Origin of the sequence: Klebsiella sp. KE9456 (assembly GCF_043832615.1) — a bacterium.
Classification (GTDB): Bacteria; Pseudomonadota; Gammaproteobacteria; order Enterobacterales; family Enterobacteriaceae; genus Klebsiella; species Klebsiella indica.
On sequence record NZ_JBDYQK010000001.1, the window covers coordinates 185838 to 210026 of the forward strand.

Genomic DNA, 24189 nt, shown 5'->3' on the forward strand with positions numbered 1-24189 from the left:
GCACGCCAGCTTTACAATACGCTGCAAGAATGAATCCCTGAATACCTATGTCATAGTTAAATAAGTTTAATCCCACTCATGATGAAATAAAAGGCAGATATCCCGGACGGCTTCAGGCTGTATCTTTTGGGCTGGATATTTTTGGGGAAGACGATTGAGGGAAAGGCTCTGGTGGGATTGGTGATTGTACCGTTAAGCGTGCTGTCGATTCAGCGGGTGTTATCGGAAGCCGCGAAGCGGTAAATTCCCGGTATTTACGCGTCGGGATTTCACCGAAGATCCGCACGACCGAAACAGAAAAGCCCCGTTGAGGGGCCCGACATTGCTGCGTACTTATTGTGTGGCGGGAGCCAGACCAGCCGCGCTCAGGCGACCTGTCCGGCAGCTCCCTCTGCAACCATCTGTTTATTTAGACAACTCAGCGGTCATATGGACCTGGTTACCGTTATAAGCCTCGGTAATGTGGTAGGACTCACCGTGGTCTTTAGCTATCGTGGCGATTTTGGCTTCTGCGTTGTCCAGGGTATCTGCGGTTACGCTGACTGACTGGGCGAAGCTAGCGAAAGAGACCAGAGAGAGCATACCGGCAGCGGCAAGTAATTTTACGTTTTTCATGGTGTGTATCCTTTTAACTTTTATGGTGGAAAGCGATGTTGCTTTCGATGGGTTTATAATAAGCATGCTAACTATCACTCGCGTTGCAAAAAGTGCGATCTAGATCACATTATTATGACCGAGGGATGACATTGAACTGAGTTTTTTGATTGTTTTTATAAGTAAAAACAATGTGATAATTTTTCTTTCGCCTGTTTCCGGCTATGGCAAAAACAGGCTCTCGCAAAACGATTTTCCTGGCTTCAGGTGATTAATAATTGGTTTTATGCATAGTCGCAGGCTTTTTGCATTTTATTTCGCTAAGGGGTGATTTTATTCAATGATCAAATGGAATAGCTTGGAAAAACATTATACCTATTGAATTGTCAAAATTTATAGCTAAATCCAATTATCTGGGTGTTAATAAAAACTAATATAAAGATAAAGTTAGTTACAGGAAATTTACTAATGAGTTAGTTGATGGAACCAGAGTCATTTCCTCAATGTAATTCATCTTCAGTAAATTTTGCATGTCCATTTTATAATTTCATCTGATATCAGTTAAATAGGAAGTTGAAATGAAAAAGATTCTTTTAACTAGTGCTTTTATAGCTTTAGGATTAACATCATTATCAAGTTTAGCTAAAGATGGTACTGTTGTTTTTAATGGTACAATTACACAATCTGGCTGTGAAGTATCAAATGCAACGGATGGTACTATTACGGTAGATATGGGTAACTATTCAAGTTCAGCACTTGCTACTGCTGGTCAAACTGCTGGCCCTAAACCATTTGAAATTGATTTAAAAGAATGTGCAACTGGTTCAGTAAAAGTTCGTTTTGACGGCACTGCTGTATCTGGTAATGCTAATCTTCTGGCTCTTACTGCGACCGGTGCAGAGAATGATCCTGCATCTTCAGTTGGTATTCAGGTGACCGATCTGTCAAGTGGCGGCGTATATACTTTTGGTGATAGCAGTAACGCTGTTGCTTACCAGACTCTTGATGATACTGGTGCGCTGAACATTAAAATGGCAGCAAGATATTATGCTTATGCAGACGGAACACCATCTGGTGCTGCTAATGCAACCACTGACTTCTCCATCGAGTATCAATAATTGATCTACCCCTGGTTGTCTTTAAAAGGTAAGTATTATATGAAAAGAGTGTTCTTTTATATACTTCTGCAACTCGTTTCAGTATCGTCGATTGCCGGATTACAATTAGAGGCTACCAGGGTTATTTATTATTCAAATAATTCATCTGCATCACTGACATTAAAAAATAAGACAACTCAGAACTATATGTTGCAGACATGGTTAGAAACTGCTGACAAAAAAACAGACAAAGGTATCCCTATTCAGGTTGTTCCGCCAATTATGCGTGTTGATGCGGGTAAGGATGCAACGCTGAGATTTATATACTCTGGTTCTGGTTTACCAACAAATCGCGAGTCATTATTCTGGATCAATAACCAGGAGATACCTCCGGCCTCCAGTAAGCAAAATGTACTGCAAATTGCGGTACACAGTAGACTTAAACTCTTCTATCGCCCAAAAGAAATCAATACGACGCTGGAAAAAGAAGTGGCGAAATTGAAGTGGCAAAAAATAGGGAACAAAGTAAATGTTAAAAACGATGGCCCTATGTATATATCGCTCAATAAATTATATGGTGCGAGCAAATCTGCTGGTTCTGATGTTGATATCGATATGGTCGCTCCATTTTCTAGTATGACATTTAATTTACCATCTTCATTAATGAGTTTGAACAAAATTGATTTTAGCTATATCAATGATTACGGTGGCACAACTAGGGTAACAGGGGTGCTTTTAAAATAGAAATACAAGCCATGTATAACTCTATGAAAAAGAAAACAAAAAAGTGTTTCCCATTTCTTTTAACATTATCAGGGATCATATTCTCTTCATCGGTGTTTGGCGAAGAGTTTAATATGCAATTCGTTCATGGTGATGGTAATGTTGCTGTAGCTAAACAGGTCTCGCAGGGTCAGGCCTTTCAGCAAGGTACATATCCTCTTGATATATTTTTAAACAATCAACTTATTGATAGCCTGCCAGTTACTTTCGTTCATAATGGAGAAAACGGCCGTGTTGAACCGTGCTTTACAGGTGAGCAGCTTTATAACTATGGCATAATTATTCCTGCGCCACTGGATAGCAAGAAATGTGTGAATATTAATAAAATATTTCCATCCAGTCGTGTTGCGGTAGACGCGGGTAGACAACGGATAGATCTCACTGTACCGCAGGAGAATCTTCGGGTGGTGCCGAAAGGTTCAATTCCATCCCGACTGTGGGATAATGGCATTAATGCCGATTTTATCAATTATAATATCAGTTATACAGATAATAGTAATAAAACTAATAGTATATATAGTAATGAAAAGTATAGCTATATTTCTCTTGAGAATGGCCTGAATTTAGGTCGTTGGCGTTTTCGTCAAAATGGTTTTTTTACCCATAGTAGCTCAAATGGTTCCAGATGGAGAAATCTGGCGAGTTGGGCGGAGACGGATATTCAATCTGTACGCGGACGTCTAATTGTAGGCCAGGCATCGACCAGCAATACTGTTTTTGATAGTTTCCAGTTTCGGGGCGTACAACTCAGTTCTGTTGATGACATGCTGCCGGATAGCATGCGTAACTATGCTCCGATTGTTCGGGGCGTCGCCTCTTCAAATGCAAGGGTTACAATTCGTCAAAATGGCTATATTGTCTATAGTACGAATGTCCCCCCAGGACCCTTTACTATTCGTGATGTTTATCCCAATACCAGTGGGGATTTATTTGTCACTGTATCTGAAGCAGATGGTAGCGAAAGAAACTTCACTGTTGCTTATTCTTCAATCTCTCATATGTTGCGTGAAGGGATCTGGAGTTATCAGGTTACCGCAGGGCGTTATCATAATGGATTATCTGGTTACGAACCTCAATTTTTGCAGGGTACGTTTTCTCGTGGCATAAGTCATGAGTTAACTCCATTTGCGGGGATGATGATTGCAAATAATTATCAATCATCTGTTATAGGGATTGGAACGAACTTGGGCGAAATTGGCGCGCTCTCCTTTGATGGCAGCTATGCCCGGACGGATCTGGCTTCAGGCGGGACAAAAAATGGTGCTAGCTTTAGATTACTCTATGCAAAATCATTAAACAGTCTGGGTACTGATTTTCGTCTTGCAGGTTATCGCTATTCAACATCCGGATATTATGATTTCAGTGATGCGGTCCAGGAGCGTAGAGACTGGGATAATGGGATCTATAGGCATGAATATATCGATCCGAATAATATCGCCGAAGGAACGCCGGTCTGGGATTATACTAATAATTCAGTATATTATTCTAGCCGATACGGAAACAAACGCTCTAAAATGGAGTTGTCCGTCAATCAATCGTTAAAAGATTATGGACGCGTTTTCGCGAATATGAGCCAATTGACATACTGGGGAACCAGTGAAAAAAGCCGAACGATTCAGCTAGGGTTTAACAGTAGTTATAAGCGGTTGAGTTATTCTGTTTACTATCAATCAACACGCTCACAATATGGGTATTCAGATAATAGTGTTAACCTGACATTATCAATACCATTTTTCTGGAATGATGATAAGAATATCATAGCCTCAACAACGCAATTCAATCATGATCAGAAAACAGGTGATAGCTATACCACAGGGATCTCTGGCACGTTACTGGATGATGGTCGATTAAGTTATGGCATCAGTACTGGCCATAATGAAACGTCGAACCAGACGTCTTCTGCCAACCTGGCTTATCAAGGTAGTATGGGGAACGTCAGCAGTAGCTATAGTTATAATAAAAATTACAAGCAAAAGACGGTTGATCTGAGCGGCGGAATTGTCGCTCATTCTGGAGGTATTACACTTTCTCAACCTCTGGGTGACACTTTTGCTCTTATTCATGCTGATAATGCGGCAGGAACATCCGTACTCAATGCGCCAGGCGTAAGGATTGATCCATTTGGTTATGCAGTTGTTAATAATGTTTCACCGTATCGTTATAATACAATAGCACTGAATACCGAGGATCTTTCTCCAGGCTTGGATATTCCTCAGGCGACAATACAAACAGTGCCAACTCAAAAAGCCATTGTTGGTATAAATTTTGAGACATACTATGGACATAGTTTGCTCATTCACACAAAAATGAATAACGGATTGTACCCTAATATTGGGGCTACTGTTTTCAATGAGAAACGGCGTAGTAGTGGTACCGTGGGAATGAATGGCGATGCCTATGTATCTGGTATTAAATCCGGAGAAAAACTTACAGTCAAATGGGGTGATGAGCCTCTTGAACAATGCCAAATAAAAGTACCTGAAAATCTTTCTCCGCAAACTAAAGGGCAAGGCTACCAGGAACTTACGTTAGTTTGTCAGCAACCCTCAGGAGACTGATAGTAATGATGGAAAAATATATGATAAAAAAAATCATCTATTTGATTGTATTATTGATAAGTGTAGCCGTCTATTCGCAGAATAGTTTTGCGCTATCCTGTCGTTATGGCAGTAATGCCAGTAGTTCAACACCTACAGGTTCTATTTCACAAGAGTTTCCTATTGGTTCAGTCTCTCTTGCGGTATCAGATTTTACTGAAGGAACTTTATTATGGCGTTCATCTACTTATACCGCAACATTCACTTGCTGGGATGCAAATAACCGGCCTCAAGGTGAAGATGCTTATATTTATTGGAATCCGCAAGGGGATCTGTCCAAAGTAGATAAATCATTGAGTGTAGGTGTTACTATTAATGGTGTCGATTATGATAATATTAATACCTCATCAGGGATTAAAGGTCCCGATCTTGGCCCGGCAACTAAATACAATGGAACGAGTAAAGCCACTCCACTAACTGTTTCTGTAACATTCTCTATTTATATTAAGGCCACGGGTGTTACACCGCCATCATCATTTACAGATATTGGCAGTGCCCGTGTATTCCAGGTCGATGGTGTACTTGGTTTGAATAGTACACCAAATAGTAACTACAATGCACTTCTTACCAATTTCAACAATATAACCGTATTACAATGTACTCCGTCAGTAACCATTGTTGGTACCAGCAGCAACACTGTAGATTTTGGCACAATAATGAAAGAAACTTCTTCTGTCGGGAAAATAGCTAAAATGGTCCCTTTTACCGTCACTGCCGATGTCAGTGGTGGGGGATGTAAAGGACAACAACTTGTTGCAAGCTTCAGTAGTGGAAATGTTAGCAGTAATGACAGTACACTGCTTATTCCATCATCTAAACCAGGTGTTGGAATTTACATTACGCCATCAGACTCTACGACGCCAATTACTTTTGGTAATATCTATTCATTTTCTGATTCGGTTTTATCAAGTAATACATCTTCAATTAGCAAAACTTACAATGCATATCTAAAATGGCTAACAAATTCTCCAACTGTAGGAGCATTTACGAGTACTGCGGTAATTAGTATCACATTTAAATAATTAAGATTGCTACTTGGGCTTATTTTATACACGTTTTATTGTTTGTTAATAATATATATTTATTGGAGGTAACAGAATATGAGATTGTTTTAATAAGATCTTATATGAGTGTGCTAAGGAAATACAACGTGGACTGGTAATTTTTGGCGCGTATTTTCCCTTTGGATGAGTGTCCTGCGGATTAATATATCAATTTTTAAACGATAAACTTTATGCTGATCCTACGTTTATCATTAAATAGTCGATTTTTTGCAAGGAATTTTATTTTAATGCCGGAATGTTCCGGCATTTTTTAAATCCCGATTTCTTCTTGAATCAGTTGTTCCATGCTGACCTCTTGCCAGTAGTGCCCCTGAATGGCAAACCATTCCATACCCTGTAACCAGTTCTTATGTGCTTCACTTTCGATACCTTCAATAATAACATTATGCTGGTTACGGGTAAGGAAGGTGACCAGCGCATCCATCAGCGGTCGCCCCGCGTTTTTTTTCATTAAATCCCAGAAAAGGTTTTTATCGATTTTGACATAATCAAAATGGTAGCCGCGAATGGCATTAATACCTGCGTAGCCTGAACCGAAGTCATCGAGCCAGAGCGTCGCGCGTTGTCCGGTACGCCAGGTGGCGAGGGCATTATTCAATAACTTATTTGAATTCTCCGTAACTTCAAAGTGGACGCAACCAATGTGCTCAATAATCTCCTGGATCTCTGGCCTGAGCAACACGTTCAGTATATGGTCGTCAACATTAATCGTCGCGAAAATACCCTTTTTATTAAACCATTGTTTATGTTTTTCAATGAGCGCCAGTTGTTCCATAAATATACTCTCACGTAACCCGGTATTGGCATAACGAAAGAAATCTTCAGGTGAGATGGGCATGCGATCGAAACGGCTCAGACATTCCACCGCGACGAGTGTACCTTTTGGGGAAAACATTTTTTGAAAGACATAACGAACGAATAAATCGCTACGTGAGAGGTTATGGCAGGGAAAAATGGTTGCGTTCATTATCTCTTATCAGAAAACAAGTCGAAAGTCGGGAGAGAGTAATATTATTATAGGTAACCTTTCTGCCGATGGGAATGATTAAAGGCAAAATACCAATTAATTATCGGTTTTTGATAGAGCACCGGCATACTGTAGATTTCAACACTGATACATATTGGCTATCATCCTGTGCATGCTCCATGAGTTATGCATGCCGAGTTTCTTCATGATATGTGCTTTATGGCTATGCACCGTTTTGTGGTCAATATCGAGAAGCGCGGCAATTCTTTTATTGTTGTTGCAGGTAATGATTAACTCCAGAATCTGGCGTTCCCTGGCGCTCAGCATTCTCTGGGTGCATAATTCCTGCACATTGTCTGGGGCTAATGGTGGGGTAATAATGGCGGCGAAATCTGTTATGGGTGATTTGTCATGTAGAATCAAAACATTATCCAGATTCAGAAGCTCCCGACACAGGCTGGATAGCTCGTTCTGGACAATAAGAACCAGCGATGTGCAGGACATCAGGTGATTTTGTAAGCTGTTAAGTAACGCGACAGTGGTGGCTGCCGCGATATCTTTATGAATAACATTGATGATCACGGTGTCGGTCAACGGAACGCAGATACCATTGGTCAACGCCAGCAGATCCAGCGTGGTAATGCTTTTCTGATTATCCGTAAGATAGTGGTAAATTGATTGCCCAATGATATTGTCATCGGTGTAAAGTAAGATACTGTTCAAGGGATTTAAACTCTCTTTTTTCTTTTGGCTTCCATAATCAAGTCGAGTAATACTTTTTCTATTCTCTTCTTGTTATCAGGATGGCGAAATTTAAACTGACAAGAAATCTGGTAGTAGCTTGCAGGGGCTTCTTTATCATCCAGGGTTACCATGACGACATTTTTTATCACCAGGTCTACGGTTATTTCACCATATTCAGCGAGGTCCAGAATGGCATTCTTGATGGTTGCATTATGGCTGAGAAATTTTAGATTGGGGTTTGCGGTTATCAGTGCGCAACCCCCATCCGAAATATCTTTGATTTCGAATAGATAGTTTTCTCCATTCTTATATCGGCCATGGCAGAGAAAGCCGTGCTCCTGATGTAACCGGAATCGTGGCGCGCGCCGCCGTTGCACTACCTTGATACAGTCAGGCAAGATGAACGCTACCGTATTACTTTCACCATGAGCACCCTGTTTTTTTAACATTGAGCAAAACTCTATTTTCCCGGAATCACTATGCAAGATAAACTTAACCTTATGACCGGCAGGGATTTTTCTGCCGGTGGCAATATGAAATTCAGAAAAATCCACACGTGTTAACTGGGTAATGGTGCTTTTGTTATTAATAATAATTTCTATCTCTGCCTGTTTCCGACGCTCTTCTCTGAAAATAGCAATAATTTCATACTTATTGGTCTTTATTGTTCCCTCTGTCATGTAAAATCCTTGTTAATTGTTATTGTGTGGCGTTGATTTTTTATATAGCAATACGAACATTCTGATTGTGTTAATCAGATGTTTTTATGAGTGTTTAATGTTGTTAGCTATCTTTTGGGCTAAATTGATTTGTATAAACTTTGGATGAGATATTGTTTTTCCTGCAATCAAGAGAACTAAAATCCTTTTGTGGCAGAAACAACAGAAGCCTCCAGTCCGGAGGCCGATCAAAGAGCATTCAACTATTCTGTGTCAGGGATATCGGTTAGAACATAATGCAAATAACAGCCAATTTATAGGATGTTTACACAAAATCATTTGGCAACATAAGAAGGGCAGGCGATAAATTCGCGGAGGGGGAATTTGCGCAACCGAATACTGGACTCCTGTCATGCATTCAATCAGCCGGAATGTCGATAGCGCAAATAACGGGAGATGGCATTTGGTGACGTGAAATCAATGGGCGATAAGGTGGGCGGAAGAGCAGGCGTGCGGAAATGAGAATACGGGCAGAACGGCGGCGAAAAAGGATTTCCGCCGCCCGGGGAGGTTAACTCAAGAACATTACCGAGACGCACAGTAAACCTACCACCAGGGTTATCACGTTACCGAGTGAGCGATAGGGTTTCAGCACCGGAATGAGATATGTGGACAGCGTCGGCATGATGAATAAAATCATTGCAATAAGTGGGCCGCTGATCGCATAAATCATTGAGATGGCGTTAGGGTTGATAAAGCAGACCACAAAGGTCAGCGTGGAAACCAGCAGGATCGACATCGCACGGTTAAATGCCCGGCTTTTGCGAATACCGACCTGGGCGAGGGCGGTTTTCACGATTTCATTGGCGCCTTCAATCACACCAAAATAGGTTCCAAGGAATGATTTCGACATCGCGACGACCGCGACAATAATTCCGGTCACCGCCAGCCAGGCCGGTGAACCGGGCATCATCGACAGCGCGGAAAGAATGGTCACGCCTTTATCACGCGCGGCTTCAATATACGTTGTCGGTATCGACAGCAGGCAACTGAAAACAAAAAACAACACGCTGGCACAGATAAGCGTGTAGGCCACCTTCATGATCTTTTTGCATTTACTCATGGCGTGCTCGCCGTATTTCTCCTGCTGATCGATAGCAAAAGTCGAAATGATCGGCGTATGGCTAAAAGCAAAAACCATCACGGGAATTGAGATCCAGATTTGGTGGAGCGTGTGCGGAGTCAGCTGCATTTGACTGGTCAGATACTCAGGCTGCCAGCTGCCCATTAAATAAACAGAGAGGAACAAGAAGCAGGCAATGAGCGGGAAGACTAAAAATCCCATCACTTTAATCGTGATATGGCGACCCATTAAAAAGATCAGATTCAGTACCAGCACCACGCCGAGGCTAAGCAATGCGCGTACTGCAGGCGTGATCGGAATAGAGCGGGATAACTGCCCGGCGAGCGAATTGGTAATGGCCACCGCGTAGATCAGCACCACCACGAAAAAAGCGAGGAAATAGAGCCCGGTAATCAGATTACCGATCTTTTTACCATAATAGTGATTAACGGCACCGGTGATCCCCGCGCCAGGGGCAATTTTGGCGGAGAGGATGAACTGACTCAGCGCCTTGTGCGGCCAATAAGTTAGCGGCCAGGCAACCAGTGTGGTGATGAACAGAACTATGGCGCCGGCAGCGCCCAACTGAATCGGTAAGAATAACGTGCCTGCACCTACAGCAGTACCATATAAGGCAAAACTCCAAAGTGTCTCTTCTTTAGACCAAAATTTATACATTATGCGACTTTATCAACCATAAAAAGAACAAAAAGGAGTGCAATTTATCACATTTATATATTTGCTGTGGCGATAGTTTCCGACGGCGCGGTGAGGAGGCGGATCGCCGGTCATCGCTCTGGCCGCCTGCGAAAGATCATTGACGCGGATAACAGCCTGATGTCGCTGAATATAGTCGGTTATCCTCGTACTTTTTTGCTGTTGGGGAGTGGAATAAAAAACCTTATCGGGAGAGGGGGGAAGCGGGCTGTGCTGCGCTCCCGGGGGTTACGGGCGTTAAAATCGGCTAAAATCTTTGTGATTCACGCTCACTTTTTTAAATAATTGCGAAACTTATTGATAACAATTCACTACTATAGTGCTGTTTTTATGCGCAGAGGTAGAGGATGAAAGAGGTCGTAATCGTCGGCGCGCTGCGAACGCCAATCGGCTGTTTTCAGGGGACGTTGTCGCGTCATTCGGCGGTGGAACTGGGCAGCGTGGTGGTGAAAGCCTTAGTCGAGCGTAGCGGCGTCGATCCCCGGTATGTTGATGAGGTGATCCTCGGTCAGGTCCTGACTGCGGGTACCGGACAAAACCCGGCGCGTCAATCGGCGCTCCGTGGCGGACTGCCTGATACCGTTTCTGCAATTACCATCAACGATGTGTGCGGCTCCGGTCTGAAGGCGCTACACCTGGCGACTCAGGCCATTCAGTGCGGGGAAGCCGATGTGGTGATCGCCGGAGGGCAGGAGAATATGAGCCGTGCTCCGCACGTTTTAACCGACAGCCGCAGCGGGGCGCAATGGGATAACGGTCAGATTATCGACAGCCTGGTCCACGACGGCCTGTGGGATGCATTTAATGATTATCATATAGGCGTGACGGCAGAAAATCTGGCGCGCGAGTATGATATCAGCCGCGAACAGCAGGATGCCTGGGCGCTCAGTTCGCAGCATAAAGCGCGACGGGCGATTGATTCCGGTCGTTTTCGCGATGAAATTGTGCCCGTGGCCACTGAGTACAACGGTATTTCACGTCTGGTGGATACCGATGAACAACCGCGATCGGAGACCAGTGCAGAAACGCTAGCGGGTTTGCTCCCGGCTTTCGATCGGCAAGGGTCGGTAACCGCGGGTAATGCTTCAGGCATTAATGATGGAGCGGCAGCGGTGATGATGATGAGTGAAGTTAAAGCTCAGGCGCTGGGGCTGCCGGTTCTGGCGCGGATCCGCGCCTTTGCCAGCGTTGGCGTCGATCCCGCGTTGATGGGAATTGCTCCGGTACATGCCACCCGCCGTTGCCTGGAAAGAGCCGGCTGGAAGCTGGATGAAGTCGATCTGATTGAAGCCAATGAAGCCTTTGCCGCTCAGGCGATTTCGGTGGGGAAGATGCTGGAATGGGATGAGCGGCGGGTGAACGTTAACGGTGGTGCGATCGCGCTGGGCCATCCAATTGGCGCTTCCGGTTGCCGTATCCTGGTCTCCCTGGTTCATGAGATGATCAAACGCGATTCACATAAAGGACTGGCGACCCTATGCATTGGTGGCGGTCAGGGGGTTGCGCTGGCGGTTGAACGTGAATAGAACTTTCCGGACGCCCGTTTCCGGCGCTTTCCGGTGGGCCAGGCCCGGAGGTTGAGTGCTGGTTTTGCCAAAAGTCAGGAGTCGCGTATTGTTTATTTTCGCCGGGTTCTGGCCTGGGGCCTGTTTCTTTTACCCGCAATTGCGTGGGTGGCAGCATATCCGCCGACAGGGAAATTCGTTGCGTTTTCCGATCAGGCGAGTGGCCGGTCGAGGAGGCGTACCCGAATTTTTCCTGGTCTCGACCGCCAGACCCGCTTCCGTGTGGAGGTGGCCTACTCGTTCTAAAACAAAAAACGCCCTCATCGTTTTCCCCGGAGCCGTTAGCCGTAATGCCGTTCACTTAAGAAAATCATCGGTGTTGTCTTTTGTTTTATTTGCCTGTGGCAATCGCATTATCGGTGGTTCTGGCGAGCATGACGTATTTTTCGTTTTCACCCATTCAGATTCCGTGGCCTGTTCCGTTCACGATAAATACGCGGATATTCGTTATATCCACAGCGTGTGAACGGGCAGGGGGACGTTTCGCCCGTCCCCCTGCACCCCCGGCATGGCGCTGAAAACCTGCCGCTCCGCGGTCCGCTCCACTCCGGCTTCATCTGGCGGACCGGGCGGGACTCGACGTCCCTGTCTCGACCCGCCCTCTGGCCGCCGTCCTGGCGGCCAGTCCTGGATGCGCGCCTGCGTTCTCGCCAGGTTTCCTTGATGCGCCCAACCCCCATGCGGTGAGTCCGTTATTCGTCAGTAGCTTTTCAGAGGCTGAAAATCATAAAAAAAGTTATATCCTTTATATTTCATTCAGCCCGTATCAGCTCAGTAAGCGAATCAGATTTTCGTTTAAACCACCGATTGACAGAACCGCTCAGCCAGCCATAAATGCAACTGACAGCCCTTAACTGACCAGCATTAGAGCCGTTAGCCGGGGTTTTCTGTTTGTGTTTTCCGACGGATTGCGACGATTCACGATGTGAATTGCGTCGCCAGAAAGGGCGGATCACGCGCCAGAAAAAAGCCCTCCGCGAGGGAGGGCAAGGCCAGTTACAGAAACATTCACTCAAACAGTGACAAACGCTATGCCTTCAGCATCTCAGGATGCAACGGCAACTTCGCGATATAAACGGCAGGTTTACCGTCTTTATCGGAACTGAACAAAATGGCGCTATCGTCCGGCGTAAAGGACGGGTGCGGGTGGGTAACCTGGCGACTATTGGCCACCGTGGCCCAGGAGGTATCGTGACGCGCGACGCGGAAATAAGCCTGTTTCGCGACATCAAAAGCGTACAGATACGGGTCGTTATCAATGGTGTAGCCGCTGGTGTCTTTCACGTCCACCGGGGTGCCGGAACCATCGCCCACCAGCATTGTGCCGTCAAAATTACTCATCAGATGCGAACAGGCGGGCATCTGCATGACCGCTTCATTGACCCCGGTATCCGGGTTGAAGCGATAAATCGTCCGGCCCTGCTGGCCCTTCAGATAAGAGACATAGACCAGCGCGGAGCCATTCGGTACCCAGAATTCGTGGGTGCAGCTTTCACCTTCTGCATGTTCTTTGACTTTACGCACGTTGCTGCCGTCTTCGTTCACCATCCACATTCTTGCATCGACCAGATCGTGTGGGCCTTCATGGCAGAAGGCGACGGTGTTGTCATCGAAAGGCCGATAAATCGGGTGGCCCAGCCATTTTTTCTCTTCGTGGATCACACTGCTTTCGCCGGTTTGCAGGTCGACGCGCAGCAGACGGCAATGAGGACCTTTATGGAAGAAATCGTGGAAGATCTGCCAGTCGTTGAGCGGCGTCCAGTCGCTTCTGGCGATCTCGATGCCAACCAGTTTCGTGCAGTCGCTGTTCGCAACCCAGGTTCCATAGCCCACCCAGTCGTCGGCAACACGATAAACTTCGCGTTCCTGCAGGGTAGTGAGGTTAACTTCCAGCAGCGTGCGGTCGTTTTTTACGTAATAGAGGGATTTATCATCCGGGGAAAGGAAACCGCCAAACGTATTATCGCCAGCGCCTTCGGTCAACTGTACTGCCTCGGCTTTCGCCAGGTCCAACAGGTAGTAGTTCCAGTTACCATCGAATTCGCCGGCAAACAGTAAATGGCTGCCATCATTAAAAAAACATTTCTGATAGAAATAGTTACGATGACAGGTAACGTCGGGTGGGGTTAAGCGGGTGATTTCTGCGCCGGTGTCCGGATCGCGGCTGACGTCGTAATTCAATTTTACCCGCATGCCTTTAGCCATGATGTACTCCTTTTCCTTCCTGATATGTCGCCAGGTCATTAGAGACCGGTCAGCACGATTCTATTTAAAAGATGGGTGTTAATTTATCAAAACAATGTTTCATTATTTGTGATGACGTGCTCAATTAGCAACAATACCTTGCTCTGGATCGCACTTTTTCGCCATTGCACCATCTGATACCTGGCCAGTCGCCGCATTACTGTCGTTTCTGAAGGAGCTCAACCATTTTAATGAGATGTTAACCATATGTATTTTATGGAGTAAAAATAAAAAATCAGCGCTGGTCGTCATACACTTCGTGATCTGTTCGGCATTTTCAATATTGATACACATTAAAATTGAAACAATGTTTTAATAATAATTGAAAATGGCTTTAGGCAAGGATAAGATGGATAAACCTAAAACGGAACTCTGTTTTATTTTTTCTATGGGAAACCCCTGAGAGTTCTGTAAACCATACGGGTCTGCGCAAGCAAGCGGGCCGGACGAATAGAACCTCGCCTGTGCCTACAGGCACTGAAAGATGAAAGGAACCAAGTATGATTCTCGATACATTCTCCCTGCAGGGTAAAGTGGCCGTTGTCAGCGGCTGTGATACGGGTTTGGGTCAGGGCATGGCGCTCGGTCTGGCGGAAGCAGGTTGTGACATCGTAGGGATTAATATTGTTGAACCGACGGAAACCATTGAACGCGTAACCGCGTTGGGGCGTCGCTTTCTCAGCCTGACCGCCGATCTGCGTCAGATTGACGGTATTCCGCAACTGCTGGAACGCGCGGTGGCTGAATTCGGTCATATTGATATTCTGGTGAACAACGCTGGTCTGATCCGTCGTGAGGATGCGATTGAATTCAGTGAGAAAGACTGGGATGACGTGATGAATCTGAACATTAAGAGCGTATTCTTTATGTCCCAGGCGGCGGCGAAACACTTTATTGCCCAGGGGACCGGCGGCAAGATTATCAACATCGCTTCAATGCTCTCCTTCCAGGGCGGGATCCGCGTACCGTCTTATACGGCGTCTAAAAGTGCGGTAATGGGCGTGACCCGGTTGCTGGCGAACGAGTGGGCGAAACACGGTATCAATGTAAATGCGATTGCGCCGGGCTATATGGCGACGAATAATACTCAGCAGCTGCGCGCGGATGAACAACGTAGCAGTGAGATCCTCGATCGTATCCCGGCAGGCCGTTGGGGACTGCCAAGCGACCTGATGGGGCCGGTGGTATTTCTGGCTTCCAGCGCCTCGGATTACATCAATGGCTACACCGTTGCGGTGGATGGCGGCTGGCTGGCACGCTAATTTTTCACCTCGTTTGGCTGTCATAACAAAAAACCGTTTCGGCAGTCATGCCAGTCAGTTCAGCAACTGACTGGCTGTTTTGCGTGGCCTTACCTCTGTTTATGCGCTTCTCATTTCTCCTTCGCAGGACGCGGTCTCTTCCCGCGGAGTGACGGTTCTACCGTCCCGTTCAATATCTCTCCAGGGATGGCGATAAAGATCCTCGCAGCCTTCTCCAGATAACGTATGGCAAACCTGAATCGGTATTGCCACGCCAGTAGCTTTCTCATGCTATAACAATAATTGTCCATATCATGAAATGGAAATAATCCATATTGTTTTTTTATATTTCATGGATAACTCTATATATTACAGGAAGTGTAGATATGAGAATGATCATTTTCTGTTTGCTCCAAAGTTGAATGTCCATCACAAAACGATCCTCAATAGCTAATTAATCCATATTTTTGGCTTGTCCGGCCTGACACTTGAGTTCACCGATCTCGTACTTTCACCCTATGTCTTACTTCGTCTGGCAGGAAAAAAATGATTTCAATTAGTCACGACTCTACATCCATCCCGGGTACGCAGCGCGATACCCGGCGCATGAATCAGTTTGTCTCAATTGCCGCCGCGGTGGCAGGATTGCTGTTTGGTCTCGACATCGGGGTGATTGCCGGCGCCTTGCCCTTTATTACCGAACATTTTGTATTATCCAGTCGCCTGCAGGAGTGGGTCGTGAGCAGCATGATGCTGGGAGCCGCGATTGGCGCATTATTTAACTGCTGGCTCTCTTTTCGACTGGGACGCAAATACAGTCTGATGGCGGGCGCAGTGCTGTTTGTCGCCGGTTCCGTGGGCTCTGCTTTTGCGACCAGCATTGAAATGCTGCTGATAGCAAGGGTTATTCTCGGGATTGCCGTGGGGATCGCTTCTTATACCGCGCCGCTGTATCTCTCTGAGATGGCGAGTGAACATGTGCGCGGCAAGATGATCAGTATGTATCAATTGATGGTGACGTTGGGGATCGTGATGGCGTTTCTCTCCGATACCGCATTTAGCTACAGCGGTAACTGGCGGGCGATGCTTGGCGTGCTGGCATTACCCGCCATTGTGCTGATTATTCTGGTGATCTTTCTGCCTGACAGCCCCCGCTGGCTGGCGGAAAAAGGACGCCATATCGAAGCGGAAGAGGTGCTGCGGATGCTGCGTGATACTTCAGATAAAGCCCGTGACGAGCTGAATGAAATCCGCGAAAGCCTGAAGCTGAAGCAGAGCGGCTGGGCGCTATTTAAGGTCAACCGCAACGTACGCCGTGCGGTATTTCTCGGCATGTTGTTGCAGGCGATGCAGCAATTTACCGGTATGAACATCATCATGTATTACGCGCCGCGTATCTTTAAAATGGCTGGTTTTACCACCACTCAGCAGCAGATGGTGGCGACCCTTGTGGTCGGTCTGACGTTTATGTTCGCCACTTTTATTGCCGTCTTTACCGTTGATAAAGCCGGGCGTAAGCCAGCGCTAAAAATTGGTTTTAGCGTCATGGCTATCGGTACGCTGGTGTTGGGTTACTGCCTGATGCAGTTTGATAATGGCACCGCTTCCAGCGGCCTCTCCTGGCTCTCGGTCGGGATGACAATGATGTGTATTGCAGGCTATGCGATGAGTGCCGCGCCGGTCGTGTGGATTTTGTGTTCGGAAATTCAACCGCTGAAATGCCGCGACTTCGGTATTACCTGCTCAACCACCACTAACTGGGTGTCGAATATGATTATCGGCGCAACCTTCCTGACTTTACTGGATACCATTGGCGCGGCAGGAACCTTCTGGCTCTATACCGTGCTAAACGTTGCGTTTATCGGCGTGACATTCTGGCTGATCCCGGAGACCAAAAATGTCACGCTGGAGCATATTGAACGCCAACTGATGTCCGGTGAGAAACTGCGCAATATTGGTAATTAAATTACAATGACTCACGCGGTAACCATGGGCTGGCAACCCGCACCGTCTGCCGGTGACTGTCGCCGTTAATAATATGCAGGGCGCTCAGGCGCCCGATGTCATAGTGTGGTAACTGTACTGTCGAAAGCGGCGGTAAAAACAGATCGCCGATCCCCACCATATTGTCGTAGCCCACCACCGCCACATCCTGCGGAATGCGCAGCCCCTGGGCCAGCAGCGTTTGATAGACCATAAAGGCGATTCGGTCATTGCCACAAATGACCGAATCGAATGACGGCGCTTGCTGGTGAATATGTGCCAGCAGCATGGCAGGGATATCGCGATAGTGCTCATCGCCGTACGCCATATAGCAATGATCGAGTGTGCCTGGATCGATACCCGCTTCCAGACAGGCGCGTTCCAGCCCCTGACGGCGGCGGACGGTAGCCAGATGATTGGCCGGTAGATGCAGGCACAGCGGACGACGATAGCCCGCGGCTAACAGCGCCTGTACCGCCGTATACTGACCTTGCTCATCATCCGGGATATAGCTGGCAACCGGATCGCGCAGACTTTCGCAGTTGGCGAGCACGCAGGGGAGGGTCAACAGCTTGGCCGGGAGCGGCACCTGGCGCAGGCCCATGGTGGTGTAGATAATGCCGTCCGGACGATGGGAGAGCAGCAGATCGACAATGGTTTCCGGGCTATCGTCGGAAAACATGTTCACCACGAAGCTATTCCAGCCGTGTGCCCGCGCGGTTTCTTCGATGGACAGGGTAATTTCCACCGAGAATGGTGTGGTGACGGTATCCAGCGCCAGCACCCCAATGGTGTTTGGCGTGGCGTGCGCGCCGCGGATTTTTTTCGCCGACAGATCGGGAACGTAATTGGTCTGTTCGATAGCGGCCTGGACGCGGGACAGGGTCTCCGGTTTCAGTTTTTCCGGGCTATTCAGCGCCCGCGACACCGTCATCAGCGATACATTCGCCAGCCTTGCCACATCTTTCAGAGATGCCATATTGAGTGCTCCACCATTGCCGTCCGACAACGGGTTATACAACTAAGTTGCTGATGTAAAAGGATCATACGACATTCTATCCCACACATGGCGTACGCGTGGATGAGGAATATTTGATCGTGATCTCATTCCTGTTATGTTAACGTTAACTTTTGTGATTAACATCATAAATATCAGCAAAACGGCATGAGTTTCTTTTTTTGTTAACGTTACCATGTCGGCATTACCCCAACATGAGAATGTTATGATGAAAGCGCATCGCTCTCAGAGCTATCCGTTACTCAGTGCCTTACTGTTTTTCTTTTTCGTCACCTGGTCTTCTTCAGGCTCGCTGCTCTCTATCTGGTTGCATCAGGAAGTGGGGCTGAAAGCGGGGGACACCGGCATCATTTATGCGGTGCTTTCCGTCTCCGCGCTGTTTGCCCAGGTTTGTTACGGCTTTATACAGGACAAGCTTGGTCTGCGCAAAAATCTGCTCTGGTATATTACCGTGCTGCTGATCCTCTCTGGCCCGGCCTATTTGCTATTTGGTTATCTGCTGAAAATTAACGTATTGCTGGGCAGTATTTTCGGTGGGGTTTATATCGGTCTGACCTTCAATGGTGGCATTGGGGTTCTGGAATCTTATACCGAACGCGTAGCGCGCCAGAGCCAGTTTGAGTTTGGCAAGGCACGAATGTGGGGATCGCTGGGCTGGGCGGTGGCGACGTTTTTTGCCGGTTTGCTGTTTAACATCAACCCGCACTTAAATTTCGCGGTAGCCAGTTGCTCCGGACTGGTGTTCTTTATTTTACTGGCGCGCTTGCGGGTTTCCTCTGCGCCGCACGCTATGCAGGAAGCGGTATCAGGGGGAAAAGTCACGCTGGAAGATGCCTTGCGTCTGCTGACCCTGCCGCGCTTTTGGGCGCTGGTCTTCTTCGTGGTTGGCACCTGCATTTACGGCGTGTACGACCAGCAGTTTCCTGTCTACTTCTCTTCTCAGTTCCCGACCTTGCAGGAAGGCAACGAGATGTATGGTTACCTGAACTCGTTCCAGGTGTTCCTTGAAGCTGCTGGCATGTTTTGTGCGCCGTGGCTGGTCAACCGTATCGGCGCGAAAAACGGCCTGATCTTTGCCGGGATGGTGATGGCGATGCGTATGGTGGCCTCCGGGCTGGTGGAAGGGCCGCTGCTTATCTCGATTAGCAAACTGCTGCATGCGGTCGAACTGCCGGTGCTGCTGGTCTCTATCTTTAAATACAACAGTTTAAATTTTGATAAACGCCTCTCATCTACCCTGTATCTGGTGGGCTTTGCCTGCACCAGCTCGGTTATCGCCACGGTGTTGTCGCCCCTGGCGGGCTATAGCTATGAAAAATACGGTTTTGCCCACTCCTACTTGATTATGGGACTGCTGGTGTTCTGTACCACCTTTATCTCCATCTTTTTATTACGGTCCGGTAAGTCATCTTCCGATCCGCTGGTGCCGCAAACTTCCGCTATCTGAAGCAAAAGAGTAACGCATATGATCTATTCAATTTCCAGGGCTGAGAAAGAACTGCAGGCGAAACATGAAACGCTGAACCTGCGCTGGTATCCGCGTTATCACCTGGCCGCACGAGCTGGCTGGATCAACGATCCAAATGGCCTGGTCTGGTTTGATGGCTGGTATCACGCTTTTTACCAACATCATCCGTATTCCACACAATGGGGGCCGATGCACTGGGGCCACGCGCGTAGTAAGGATCTGGTGCACTGGGAGCATTTGCCGGTGGCGCTGGCTCCCGAAGGTCCGGAGGATAAAGACGGCTGCTTCTCTGGTTCGGCGGTGGTTGATGGTGATACGCTGGCGCTGATTTACACCGGGCATAAATTCCACGGCGATCCCGGCGACGAAGCCAACCTCTATCAGGTGCAGTGTCTGGCGACCAGCCGCGACGGTATTCACTTTGAGCGTCAGGGGATCGTGGTGGATACGCCGCCAGGCATGCACCATTTCCGCGACCCGAAAGTGTGGCGAGAAGGGGATAGCTGGTACATGATCGTCGGCGCTCGTGACGGCGATACCGGGCAGGTGCGGCTGTATCGTTCCGCTGATTTGCGCCAGTGGCATGATGCGGGCATTCTCGATGAGGCGGAAAAAGAGATGGGCTATATGTGGGAATGCCCGGATTTCTTTCTCCTCAACGGTAAACGTGTGCTGATGTTTTCCCCGCAGGGGGTGGCGGCGAAAGGTTATCAAAATCGAAATCTGTTTCAGAGCGGCTATCTGCTCGGCGAATGGCAACCGGGGCAGGCGTTTGTTCGCGAGAGCGGGTTTGTTGAAATGGATCACGGCCACGATTTTTACGCCCCGCAAAGCTTCCTGACCCCCGATGGTCGGCGGATCGTGATTGGCTGGCTGGATATGTGGGAATCACCGCTGCCGGAGCAGCAGGACGGCTGGGCGGGAATGCTTTCGTTGCCACGTGAAGTGAGCCTGAGTGCGGATAATCGGTTGCAAATGCGCCCGGCTAAAGAGGTGGAAAGCATGCGCGGCGCCTGGTTTCCCTGGCCGGTCGCTACCCTGAAAAACCAGCAGACCACAATGGTGGAAAGCTGTGAGGCGATGGAGGTTGTTGTGCACTGGGATTGCGCGAATAGCCACGCTGAACAGTATGGCCTGAGCGTTGGTGAGGGGCTGCGCGTGTATGTGGATGCGCAGATGCAGCGCCTGGTACTGGAACGCCATTATCCGCAGTATGGTCTGTGCGGGACGCGTAGCGTACCTTTGGCCGCTGGTGAGGATCTCAAACTGCGGATATTCTTCGATAGCTCTTCCGTGGAAGTGTTTGTTAATGAAGGGGAGGCGTGTCTTAGCAGCCGGATATATCCGGATGCAGGCCGTCGCGAACTGGCGCTGTTTGCCTGGAGCGGTTGCGCATTTTTAACTGAAGCGGGTGCCTGGCAGCTCGAATGATAGTATTTAAGTGTTGTTAATAACCCGCCTTTGACGTTGGGCGGGTTGTGAATGTCATCCTTGTTGTGGATACAGGAAATCCCCTGTCAGGCGAACGCGGGCCGGTTAAGCCCGCCATCGGGTTTTTTATGCGGTGTCGTGCACGGGCTGTGGATATAACCAATATCTTCGTATTGACGGTGAACGGAACAATCCACCGACCAAAATCAGGCAAAAATAAAAATGCGTCATTTCGCCAACACCACCTGTTAACCGAATTCTTCTGACCGGCAATAAAACCTGGCGAATGGCGCTTCACCGATCGGCAGGGGGTTATCCCTGGCGCCGGCAGACAATGTCTCTTGACCAGAAGATCTGCTCAAGAGACGGCTTTGTGTGAGGGGGATGAAATCAGAGGGACGACGCTGCAGTATTACACTTCCGCCAGATACAGCGCCGGCATGCCTTCTTTATCGGAGGTGAACAGCACCCAGCGGTTATCCGGTGAAAATGACGGATGTGGGTGCGTCGCCTGACGCTCGCCGTCGATCACTTTCCATGTCGAGTCATGGCGGCAAACCGCGGTCTGCTTATTGGTACGAATATCAAATACCCAAATAAACGGATCGTTAAGCTGAATATCGCCGGTGCTGTGCGGCGCGCCGTCGCCGACCACCAGGGAACCATCTTGATTGCTCATCAGATGTGAGCAGGGGGGAATGGCCATCAACTGGCTATTCTTCAGCGTCGTCGGGTCGGCGCAGCACAGATAGCGATGCGGATCGTTTTCCTGATGCGCAACATAGTAAAGCGCGGAGCCATCCGGCACCCAGAACTCGTGGGTGAAGCTCTCTCCCGGCTGGTGCTGGCGAACCTTACGCATATTGCTGCCGTCCGCGTCGATAAGCCACATCCGGGCATCGATCGCATCTCGTGGCCCCTCATGACAGAAGGCGATAGTGCGGTTATCAAACGGGCGGTAAATCGGATGACCGAGCCAGCGTTTCTCCTGCAAAACCACGCGCTGTTCGCCGCTGCGCAGATCGATATTAATCAGCCGACACGTCGGCCGGGTAAAGTAAAAGGCGCGGAATTTGCGCCAGTCGGTCAGGGGTTGCCAGTCGCTTTTTTTTATTTCAATCCCCACCAGTTGGCTACAATCACTATTAGCGACCCAGGTACCGTAAGCCACCCATTGGTCATCTACCTGATAAACGACCTGTTCTTCCAGCGACATCAGGTCCACACGACGCAACTGCTGGTTGTTTTTCACATACCACAGCGACCGATCGTCATCGGAAAGAAAACCGCCGAAGGTATTATCCCCTGGACCGTCGGTGAGCTGGATTGCCTTCTGCGCGGCAATATCGAGTAAATAGTAGTTCCAGTGGCCCTCAAACGCGCCGCCGAAAATAAGCTTACCACCGTCACGGGTAAAACATTTTTGATAGAAGTAGTTGCGATGGCAGATAACATGCGGTGGCGTCATCCGGATCACCGGGTGACCGGTTTCGCTGTCTTGTGTATGCAGAAAGTTCAGCGGGATGATTTTGCCTTTCATGATTCCCTCCTTGCACAAAAATACCCCGCAGCCGGCGCTGCGGGGCAGGGACTGATAACCAACAATTAGCGCATTGCGCGACGCAGGATACGGTCAGACTGACGCTGGAAGTCCGCCGCCGCCTCTTCTACGGTTTTCTGCCCATAATCAATGTACTGCAGAGTGGTGCCGAACTGGGCGACGATCTGTGGGTCATCGAAGTAAGGTGACACAGACAGTTTGGTCGGCAGAGACTGAGCCAGTTTCAGGCCAGAGACTGCCGGGTCATCGGCTTTGATGGTGCCGTCTTCGGTCAGGTATTTCACCGCCACTTGACTCAATGGTACGCCACGCTCCAGGCCCAGGGTATCAACGCCTTCCTTGCTGTTCAGCAGGAAGTTAATGAGTTTCGCTGCCGCTTGCGGGTTTTTCGTTGACTTGCCGATGGAGAGCATCTGCGCCGGTTTAAAGAACAGGCCCGCGTCGGTCGCGCCTGGCAGCATCGGATACGCCCCCAGTTCCAGCTTCGCCGGTGGCTTCAGGTTGTCGGAGTATTTGGTGATCGTCGAGTTCCACATGTAGGTTCCCGCCCACTCGCCCTGAATCCACGGCTTCATTTCATACATATTGCTCTTGCCAAATGACGCGTAGTATTTGGTGTCCGGCATCACGTGGCTATCAATTAATTTTTTATACATCTGGAAGAATTCAACCCACTGCGCTTTGCTCCAGGAGAATTTCTTCGTCTTCTCGTCGATTGCCGGTTGGTTGTACTTCTGCACCATATATGAATTCAACAGCGCTAGCGTATCCTGGTGCTCCAGCACCACCGGGTAGTACTCTTTACCGATCTTGCTTTCGAAGGTTTTACCCGCCGCCATCAGCTCGTCCCAGGTTTTCGGATACGCAATGCCCGCTTTTTTCCAGGTCTCGTTGTTGAAGTAGAACACGCGAGCGGTAACGGAGATCGGTATACCGTTGAGCTTGCCGTCCACGGTGGTGGATTGCAGCTCTTTGGCCGGAAATTGGCTCAGATCGATAACGTCCTTCATCTTATTCAGATCGTAGAAGCCTTCGCCATTTTTCGAGAAGATGGGCAGCCAGTTCCAGTTGGTCTGCATCACGTCCGGCTCGGTACCGCCAGCGATTTGCGTGGTCAGGCGCGAAAGGTGGCCATCCCAGCCGGTATATTCCGCTTTAACGTTAATATCCGGGTTTTGCTTGTGGAACTCTTCCAGCGCCTTCAGGGTGACCTGGTGGCGACCATTGCCGCCCCACCACGACATACGCAGGTCGACATCTTTTGCCATTGACGGCAGCGCGGTAAGGCTCAGAGTTGCGGAGATTGCGGCGCTTAAAAGCACTTTTTTCATTT

The 24189-nt window shown here is 48.3% G+C and carries 19 protein-coding genes and 1 pseudogene; 11 read left to right on the forward strand and 9 right to left on the reverse strand.

Annotated elements, in window-relative coordinates; translation table 11 throughout:
• Positions 1–123 precede the first annotated feature (123 nt).
• A pseudogene (locus ABK821_RS00825) lies at positions 124–243 on the forward strand (EamA family transporter); the annotation flags it as partial.
• A 162-nt stretch (positions 244–405) separates the two neighbouring features.
• Here the strand turns inward: ABK821_RS00825 and ABK821_RS00830 are convergent.
• Complete coding sequence (locus ABK821_RS00830; RefSeq protein WP_138360193.1) at positions 406–615, reverse strand: YdgH/BhsA/McbA-like domain containing protein; 210 nt, start codon at positions 613–615, stop codon at positions 406–408.
• A gap of 557 nt (positions 616–1172) precedes the next feature.
• Between ABK821_RS00830 and ABK821_RS00835 the strand changes: the two genes are divergently transcribed.
• The 4 genes from ABK821_RS00835 to ABK821_RS00850 are packed head-to-tail and all read left to right on the forward strand — an operon-like array spanning position 1173 to position 6093.
• Positions 1173–1712, forward strand: a complete 540-nt coding sequence (locus ABK821_RS00835; RefSeq protein WP_343179127.1) for a fimbrial protein — start codon at positions 1173–1175, stop codon at positions 1710–1712.
• Between the two features lie 39 nt (positions 1713–1751).
• On the forward strand, positions 1752–2435 hold the full coding sequence (locus ABK821_RS00840) for a molecular chaperone (RefSeq protein WP_343179126.1): 684 nt from the start codon (positions 1752–1754) through the stop codon (positions 2433–2435).
• A 23-nt stretch (positions 2436–2458) separates the two neighbouring features.
• Positions 2459–5032, forward strand: coding sequence for a fimbria/pilus outer membrane usher protein (locus ABK821_RS00845; protein ID WP_343179125.1), 2574 nt, complete (start codon positions 2459–2461; stop codon positions 5030–5032).
• A 5-nt stretch (positions 5033–5037) separates the two neighbouring features.
• Positions 5038–6093 carry a fimbrial protein gene (locus ABK821_RS00850; RefSeq protein WP_343179124.1) on the forward strand — a complete coding sequence of 352 codons (1056 nt, stop codon included), beginning with the start codon at positions 5038–5040 and terminating at the stop codon, positions 6091–6093.
• A 292-nt stretch (positions 6094–6385) separates the two neighbouring features.
• On the opposite strand, the gene ABK821_RS00855 is transcribed toward ABK821_RS00850, so the two are convergent.
• From ABK821_RS00855 to ABK821_RS00870, 4 genes are all read right to left on the reverse strand, one after another.
• Positions 6386–7102: an EAL domain-containing protein gene (locus ABK821_RS00855; RefSeq protein ID WP_343179122.1), complete on the reverse strand. Its 717-nt coding sequence runs from the start codon at positions 7100–7102 to the stop codon at positions 6386–6388.
• 138 nt (positions 7103–7240) lie between these two features.
• Positions 7241–7825: a LuxR C-terminal-related transcriptional regulator gene (locus ABK821_RS00860; RefSeq protein ID WP_343179121.1), complete on the reverse strand. Its 585-nt coding sequence runs from the start codon at positions 7823–7825 to the stop codon at positions 7241–7243.
• Positions 7826–7830: 5 nt separating this feature from the next.
• On the reverse strand, positions 7831–8526 hold the full coding sequence (locus ABK821_RS00865) for a flagellar brake protein (protein ID WP_138360185.1): 696 nt from the start codon (positions 8524–8526) through the stop codon (positions 7831–7833).
• 550 nt (positions 8527–9076) lie between these two features.
• Positions 9077–10306, reverse strand: a complete 1230-nt coding sequence (locus ABK821_RS00870) for an amino acid permease (protein WP_138360184.1) — start codon at positions 10304–10306, stop codon at positions 9077–9079.
• Between the two features lie 386 nt (positions 10307–10692).
• Here ABK821_RS00870 and ABK821_RS00875 point away from each other — a divergent pair, with 386 nt between their 5' ends.
• Together ABK821_RS00875 and ABK821_RS00880 are read left to right on the forward strand one after the other, a co-directional pair.
• Positions 10693–11871, forward strand: a complete 1179-nt coding sequence (locus tag ABK821_RS00875) for an acetyl-CoA C-acetyltransferase (RefSeq protein ID WP_343179120.1) — start codon at positions 10693–10695, stop codon at positions 11869–11871.
• 88 nt (positions 11872–11959) lie between these two features.
• On the forward strand, positions 11960–12376 hold the full coding sequence (locus ABK821_RS00880) for a hypothetical protein (protein WP_395033798.1): 417 nt from the start codon (positions 11960–11962) through the stop codon (positions 12374–12376).
• A gap of 563 nt (positions 12377–12939) precedes the next feature.
• Here the strand turns inward: ABK821_RS00880 and ABK821_RS00885 are convergent.
• Positions 12940–14115: an oligogalacturonate lyase family protein gene (locus tag ABK821_RS00885; RefSeq protein ID WP_138360182.1), complete on the reverse strand. Its 1176-nt coding sequence runs from the start codon at positions 14113–14115 to the stop codon at positions 12940–12942.
• 539 nt (positions 14116–14654) lie between these two features.
• On the opposite strand from ABK821_RS00885, the gene kduD reads away from it, so the two are divergent.
• Both kduD and ABK821_RS00895 read left to right on the forward strand, forming a co-directional pair.
• Positions 14655–15416, forward strand: coding sequence for a 2-dehydro-3-deoxy-D-gluconate 5-dehydrogenase KduD (kduD, locus tag ABK821_RS00890; RefSeq protein WP_343179150.1), 762 nt, complete (start codon positions 14655–14657; stop codon positions 15414–15416).
• 525 nt (positions 15417–15941) lie between these two features.
• Positions 15942–17360, forward strand: coding sequence for a sugar porter family MFS transporter (locus ABK821_RS00895; protein WP_138360180.1), 1419 nt, complete (start codon positions 15942–15944; stop codon positions 17358–17360).
• Between the two features lies 1 nt (position 17361).
• Here ABK821_RS00895 and ABK821_RS00900 read toward each other — a convergent pair whose 3' ends face one another.
• Positions 17362–18357 (reverse strand): LacI family DNA-binding transcriptional regulator, encoded by a 996-nt coding sequence (locus tag ABK821_RS00900; protein ID WP_142502578.1) that lies wholly within the window; start codon positions 18355–18357, stop codon positions 17362–17364.
• 244 nt (positions 18358–18601) lie between these two features.
• Here ABK821_RS00900 and ABK821_RS00905 point away from each other — a divergent pair, with 244 nt between their 5' ends.
• Both ABK821_RS00905 and ABK821_RS00910 read left to right on the forward strand, forming a co-directional pair.
• Positions 18602–19843, forward strand: a complete 1242-nt coding sequence (locus ABK821_RS00905) for an MFS transporter (protein WP_138360178.1) — start codon at positions 18602–18604, stop codon at positions 19841–19843.
• An 18-nt stretch (positions 19844–19861) separates the two neighbouring features.
• Positions 19862–21295, forward strand: a complete 1434-nt coding sequence (locus ABK821_RS00910) for a glycoside hydrolase family 32 protein (RefSeq protein WP_138360177.1) — start codon at positions 19862–19864, stop codon at positions 21293–21295.
• A 412-nt stretch (positions 21296–21707) separates the two neighbouring features.
• Here the strand turns inward: ABK821_RS00910 and ABK821_RS00915 are convergent, their stop codons facing one another.
• Positions 21708–22835 (reverse strand): oligogalacturonate lyase family protein, encoded by a 1128-nt coding sequence (locus tag ABK821_RS00915; protein WP_138360176.1) that lies wholly within the window; start codon positions 22833–22835, stop codon positions 21708–21710.
• Between the two features lie 65 nt (positions 22836–22900).
• The gene (locus ABK821_RS00920) at positions 22901–24187 is read right to left on the reverse strand and encodes an ABC transporter substrate-binding protein (RefSeq protein WP_343179149.1); all 1287 of its coding nucleotides are present in this window, start codon (positions 24185–24187) and stop codon (positions 22901–22903) included.
• Positions 24188–24189: the final 2 nt, after the last annotated feature.